This is a genomic window from Streptomyces acidicola (assembly GCF_009377235.1).
In the GTDB taxonomy this organism is placed as follows: Bacteria; Actinomycetota; Actinomycetes; order Streptomycetales; family Streptomycetaceae; genus Streptomyces; species Streptomyces acidicola.
Genome location: NZ_VMNX01000119.1, coordinates 21,526 through 27,789, shown reverse-complemented (window position 1 = coordinate 27,789; position 6,264 = coordinate 21,526). Strand labels below are relative to the sequence as shown.

Genomic DNA, 6,264 nt, shown 5'->3' with positions numbered 1-6,264 from the left:
GCCACCAGCCGTCCTGCACCCCCTCCGCAACTGCGACGGCTGCGACCGCGCCTTCCGCGCCCCCGAACCCGGCTGCTGCCGCGACTGCCGCGCGAGGCCGACTCACGGCCGCACTCACCCCTCCGGGTGAACATCACCAACTGAGCTGCTATCAGGCCGTGTTGCGCCCCTAGGCTCACCCATAGATCGACTTTGGCATGTGCCAGAGGCAATACCCATCCCGCATTACCTCACCAACAGGAACCCGTATGGTCAGCTCGCCCCACGAGGCGATGCACCGCATCTTCCAGGAGCACCCGGACCTCTTTTCCCGGCTCTCCGACGTGCTCGGCGTCAACATCCCCCAGCCCACCTCGTTCACCGTCCTGCCCAATGACCTCACCGAGACCCGCCCGCTCGAACGCCGACTCGACACGCTGCTGCGGCTGGAGACGGAGGACGACGAGCCGTTTCTCCTCGCCATCGAGGCCCAGGGCAAGAAGGACCCGAACAAGCACGCGAGCTGGGCGTACTACGCGTCGTACTTGCTGAACAAGTACCGGCTGCAGCCGTTGCTGCTGGTCGTCTGCCAGGACCGCGCCACTGCCGAATGGGCTGCGCGCGAGGTCAGCTTCGGCCCGCGTCAGTGGCCCTTGCTCACCCTGCGCCCAATGGTCGCGGGACCGCACAACATGCCGGTGATCACCAACCCGGCCGAGGTCCGCAAAGACCTCGCGCTCGCGACACTGTCAGCGATCACCCACGCCACGAATCCGAAAGCCGAGGTCATACTCAAAGCAATGACCAACGTGCTGCGGGACACCCCCGCGGCCCTCGCCAACCCGATCATCGAACTCATTGCCCAAGGCCTGGGCAAGCACCCAGCCGCAGAAATCTGGAGGAAACTGGTGGCCGTGGACCTCTCTTTCTACAAGTCGCCCCTCTCCGAGGAAATCCGCGACGAAGGCCGAGCCGAGGGCGAGACGCGACGTGCCGCCCAGGACATCCTGGACGTCTTTGAGGTGCGCGGCATCGACGTCCCCGAAGCCGTCCGCGAACGCATCACCAGCTGCGACGATCCCGAGACCCTGCGCCGCTGGCACCGGCGGGCCATCATCGCCCCCTCCGCCGACGAGATCTTCACGGATGAGTAGCCCCGGCATGCCGGGGCAGAGCCCCGGGAAAGACGTGGTCGGCCATGGCGCGGCACCGCTCCCGCAGTTCTTTGTGGAGACCTCCGGGGTCCGCATGGCGGTCTCCGGCGTGGACATCCTGACCGAACTCATCGCAAAGGGCATGGCCTGCAATCCGGCCGCCCTGGAAACTTGGAGGGACCTGGTGCGCAAGGACCTTTCGTTCTTCTCCTCGCCGATCTCGGAAGAGATCCGGGAGGAAGGCCGCGCCCAGGGCCGCGCGGAGGACATCCTGCTCGTCCTGGAGCAGCGCGGCCTCGACGTTCCTGACCAGGCCCGTGAACGCATCACCGAATGCGGAGACACGCAGATCATGCGCCACTGGCTCGCCCGCGCGGTCACGGCTCCGACGGCCGAAGAGATCTTCGAAGCCGCGTAGGGCAGCCGAGAGAAGGGGCCCGCGTCCAGGCCGCGCCACAGTGCCCGCCCCGCGTGCCTCATGTGCGGGCCCCTTCTCACAAGTGGATCAACGGATGCGGTGGCTCTCCAGCGGCCCCAGATACGTCGGCGTGAGCCCGCCCGTGTCGATCACCAGCCGCTGCAGCACCACCGTCGGATCGACCATCCAGAACTTCAGGCGGTGCACACCGGCCCGCCCGATCGCGTGCCTCGTCGCCGTCACGTTCACGTTGTCCGACGTGTTGCGCGCCCACTGCTTGTTCATCACGCCGTCGTCGGCACCCGTGACCGCGTTGATGTCGACGACCTGCGGCTCACCGTCGTCGAAGGACACCCCATACCGCAGGCCGCCCGTCACCAGCGCCGGGTTCCGAGGGGAGAGGTACGACCAGACCGTCACCTCGCCCGCCGACAGCAGCGTCACCTCGTACTCCAGGCGCGGTGACGCCGACCGGCCCGGCGTCCGGCGCGCCGCCGTCACCGGCCACGGGGTCATCCCCGCTCCCGTACGGCCGATGCGGTCGACCCGCTGCCAGCGGACGCCGCTCCCCCCGACCGCCCGCACGCAGTGCTCCGCGTCAACCGCCACATACCCACCCGCCTCCACAAAGCCCCGCACCCCCCGAGGCGACGGTTTGTCCGCCACGACCCCCACCGTCACCGAGGCCCCGGCACCACGCACCACCACCGAACCCTCCGTACGGCCCTCCGGCACCCGCGCCCAGTCCACCTCCAGCACCACCCGCACCTGCTGCTCGACCCGGCCGCGCGTGCGGTCGGCCCGCAGCCACGGCACCGTCGGCTCGATCCGGTACTCGAAGGGCGTACGACCCCGGTTGAACACCTCGATGTACTGGTTCGGGCGGGTCTGGTACGGACTGAACACCGGAAGCACAGCCGCGCCCGACGCATCTCCCGACGCATCTCCCGACGCACCTCCAGGCCACCACTCCCCCGAGTCCAGGGAACCGTCGACCGCAACCCCCAGCTCAGCCCCGGACGGGACCTCGATCCGCTTCACCTTGGGGAAGATCTCGTCCGGCAGCGCCACGTTGTCCTTCTCCGGCTGCTGCCACCCCGCGTTCGGTCCGTACCGCTCCACGTCCCCGTAGCCGATGTGCGGCTGCGTCTGGAAGCCGTCCCATTTGCCGCCCGCCACCTGGGTGTTGAAGCGGCGGGCCAGGGCGAAGTCACGCTCCAGGCCGGCCTCCGCCTCGGCCGCGCGGTCGTTCGTGGCGGCCCGGCCCTGGGCCGCGTACAGCAGGTTCGTGAACTCGGCCTCCCGCAGCGCGTACACGTTCGCGGTCGCCTGCACCTGGTAGCCGACCAGCTCGAACCACGCGTCCTGCACCCCCTCGGGAAGCCGGCGCGCGATCCGGTCCGCCGTCCTCGCCAGCTTCCGCCACTCCTCCGTGACCCGCTCCAGCTCACGGTGACCGAAAGAGAAGGGCGTCTCCTGGTCGTCGTACACGACCGCCGACTCGTCCTCCGCCGGGTCCTTCGCCGGGTTCAGTGTGATCCGGCGGTTCAGCAGCTCCGGCTTGCGGCGGGCCTGGAGCTGTCCGTACTCGGCGAGGAGGGCGGCGATGCCCTCCGCCTCCGCCGAACCGAAGTTCTGCCGCGCGTAGCCCCGTTCCCACTCCTCAAGGTCCTCCAGCCCCCAACGCCCTGGGTTCCAGGCGTAGTTCAGGAAGAACTCGGTCGGCAGCTCGTTGCCCTTCAGATCGCCCACGTTCGTCACCCACAGCCCGTGGTTGCCGTACGCGTGCGCCTGGTGGAGCTGGTCCCAGAGGTTGGCGAGGTTGGCCGTGTCGACCCACTTGTAGTTGCGGCCCACGCCGACGTAGTCGAAGTGGTAGTACAGGCCGTAGCCACCGGCTCGCGGCTCCCCCGGGTCCGGGTGCTTGCGGATGTTGCCCCAGTTGTCGTCCGTCAGGACCACCGTCACGTCGTCGGGCGCGCGCAGTCCGCGGTCCCAGTAGCGCTGGACCTCCTTGTAGAGCGTCCACACCTGTGGGGTCTCCTCCGCGGGCCGCCCGGTGACCTCCGCGATGATCTCCCGCTGGGCCGCGATGATCTCCTGCATGAGCTCGATGCCGTCGCCGTCCGGGAGGCTGGTGTCCCCGTTCCCCCGCATCCCGAGCGTGACCACGCCCTCGAAGTCCTGCTCGACCATGCGCCGGACGCCGTCACGCCAGTACGCCTGGATGGCTTGGGAGTTGCGCCGGTACGACCACTCGCCCGTGCCGCCGTACGGGTCGCTCCCCGGCTTCACGATGGCGCCCGAGGAATCCCTCACCGCGGGGACCGCGTGCCGGTTCCACTCCTCGATGCCCCGCATCATGGGCGCCTCGTGAGACGTGCCCATGACAATCCCGTATTCCTTCGCCCGCGCGTGGTTCTCCGGATCGTCCTCGGCGAAGGCCCTCCCCCACACCGCGGGCCAGAGGTAGTTCCCCTTCAGCCGCAGCAGCACCTCGAAGACCTTGGCCCAGAAGTCCGCGTTGAAGCCCCCGGGGTGGCCGGGCGCCTTCCCCGGACCGAAGTACCTCGGCACCCACGTCCCCAGCGCCGGGTTCTCGTCGTTGATGAACACGCCCCGGTACTTCGCGGCCGGCGTCCCCTGGCTGAACCGTCCCAGCAGTACGTACACCTCGTCCCGGTGGACCGGCGGTACGTCGTCCCACCAGTACCAGGGCGAGACCCCGATGCCGTACGAGACGTCGTACGCCCCGAAGATCGTGCCGCGCGGATCGCTGCCCGCGATGACAAGTGCGCGCTCAACCCCGGGCATCGGGTGCTCGACGACGGTCTGCAGGGAGGTCTCCCACTTGCCCCGCACACCGGTCACGTCCAGCTTTCCAGTGGTGATCAACCCGTCGATGAGAGGACTGCGGCCGATCGTCCCGACCAGAACCGCCTCGCGCGCGATCGAGCCGCCGGGCCGCACACCCGTCACCCGCTCGATGTCATCGCGGAGGTCTCCCGCGACCCGTACGACTCCGGGGTGGTCCTCGGGGCTGACGACGACCGGGGCGCCGACGAGCGAGAAGGCGCCCGTCCTCGGCGAGAAGGAGATGTACGCTCCCGGATCCGTCAGTTGCGGAGCGGCCCCCTCCGCCCAGGCGACCCCTGACAACGAGGGCAGCGTCGCCAGCTTCGCCCCCGCACCTGCCCCCGCTCCGAGAACGGCTCTACGGCTGACGCCTCCAGACATGCCTCACCCCTCGGTCGGTATGTGCTCAGCGGCATGACAAATGGTGAGGGGAGTGCACGGTGGGAACAACGGGCCGAACGCGCCGAATACTTTCGTAACAGCGAAAAGGCCCGACAGCGAAAGGGCCCGTACGACCGAAGTCGTACGGGCCCTTTCAGGCGTTTCAGGTCAACCGACCGTCAAGCAAGCGAACTTACTTGTTGATCTTGGTGACCTGGCCGGCGCCCACGGTCCGGCCACCCTCACGGATGGCGAACTTGAGGCCCTCCTCCATGGCGACGGGCTGGATGAGCTCCACCTTCATCTCGGTGTTGTCACCCGGCATGACCATCTCGGTGCCCTCGGGGAGGGTCACGACGCCGGTCACGTCCGTCGTACGGAAGTAGAACTGCGGGCGGTAGTTGTTGAAGAACGGCGTGTGGCGGCCACCCTCGTCCTTGGACAGGATGTAGGCCTGCGCCTCGAACTCGGTGTGCGGGGTGACCGAGCCCGGCTTGATGATGACCTGGCCGCGCTCGACGTCCTCGCGCTTGATGCCGCGGAGCAGCAGACCGACGTTCTCACCGGCCTGGCCCTCGTCGAGCAGCTTGCGGAACATCTCGATGCCGGTGACCGTGGTGGTGGTCTTCTCCTGCTTGATGCCCACGATGTCAACGGTCTCGTTGACCTTGAGGACACCACGCTCGATACGGCCGGTGACGACCGTACCGCGACCGGTGATCGTGAAGACGTCCTCGATCGGCATCAGGAACGGCTTGTCGACGTCACGCTCGGGCTGCGGGATGTTCTCGTCCACGGCCTTCATCAGCTCGAGGACGGAGTTGCCCCACTCCTTGTCGCCCTCAAGGGCCTTGAGCGCCGAGACCTTGACGACCGGCAGGTCGTCGCCCGGGAACTCGTACTCGGAGAGCAGCTCGCGGACCTCGAGCTCGACGAGCTCCAGGATCTCCTCGTCGTCCACCATGTCGGCCTTGTTCAGGGCGACGACGATGTACGGAACGCCGACCTGGCGGGCCAGGAGCACGTGCTCCTTGGTCTGCGGCATCGGGCCGTCGGTGGCGGCGACCACGAGGATGGCGCCGTCCATCTGGGCAGCACCGGTGATCATGTTCTTGATGTAGTCCGCGTGACCGGGGCAGTCGACGTGGGCGTAGTGACGGGTCTCCGTCTGGTACTCGACGTGCGCGATGGAGATGGTGATACCGCGCTGGCGCTCTTCGGGAGCCTTGTCGATCTGGTCGAAGGCCGAGGCCTCGTTCAGGTCCGGGTACGCGTCGTGCAGCACCTTGGTAATGGCGGCCGTGAGGGTCGTCTTACCGTGGTCGATGTGACCGATGGTGCCGATGTTGACGTGCGGCTTAGTCCGCTCGAACTTCGCCTTCGCCACTGGGGTCCTCCTGTGGAGTGGTTCTGGTACGCCTTACTCATCGGCGCCAGGTGATCTTTGCTGGAAAGCCCGGGCCCCGGGGCACTCCC

General features: G+C 68.0%; 4 protein-coding genes. 2 read left to right on the top strand and 2 right to left on the bottom strand.

Annotation, left to right across the window (positions count from 1 at the left end):
- Positions 1-248: 248 nt before the first annotated feature.
- On the top strand, positions 249-1,133 hold the full coding sequence (locus tag FPZ41_RS27165; RefSeq protein ID WP_194236231.1) for an RpnC/YadD family protein: 885 nt from the start codon (positions 249-251) through the stop codon (positions 1,131-1,133).
- Between the two features lie 7 nt (positions 1,134-1,140).
- The gene (locus FPZ41_RS50350; RefSeq protein WP_407698823.1) at positions 1,141-1,551 is read left to right on the top strand and encodes a hypothetical protein; all 411 of its coding nucleotides are present in this window, start codon (positions 1,141-1,143) and stop codon (positions 1,549-1,551) included.
- 87 nt (positions 1,552-1,638) lie between these two features.
- On the opposite strand, the gene FPZ41_RS27155 is transcribed toward FPZ41_RS50350, so the two are convergent.
- Entirely contained in the window at positions 1,639-4,788 is a 3,150-nt protein-coding gene (locus FPZ41_RS27155; RefSeq protein WP_152866289.1) for a glycosyl hydrolase 115 family protein, read from the bottom strand.
- A 193-nt stretch (positions 4,789-4,981) separates the two neighbouring features.
- Entirely contained in the window at positions 4,982-6,175 is a 1,194-nt protein-coding gene (gene tuf / locus FPZ41_RS27150; protein ID WP_030839706.1) for an elongation factor Tu, read from the bottom strand.
- Positions 6,176-6,264 lie beyond the last annotated feature (89 nt).

Excerpts from the sequence above, each read along its gene's own strand:
- FPZ41_RS27165 (WP_194236231.1), top strand. The coding sequence starts at position 249 with ATGGTCAGCTCGCCCCACGAGGCGATGCACCGCATCTTCCAGGAGCAC.
- FPZ41_RS50350 (WP_407698823.1), top strand. The coding sequence starts at position 1,141 with ATGCCGGGGCAGAGCCCCGGGAAAGACGTGGTCGGCCATGGCGCGGCA.
- FPZ41_RS27155 (WP_152866289.1), bottom strand. The coding sequence starts at position 4,788 with ATGTCTGGAGGCGTCAGCCGTAGAGCCGTTCTCGGAGCGGGGGCAGGT.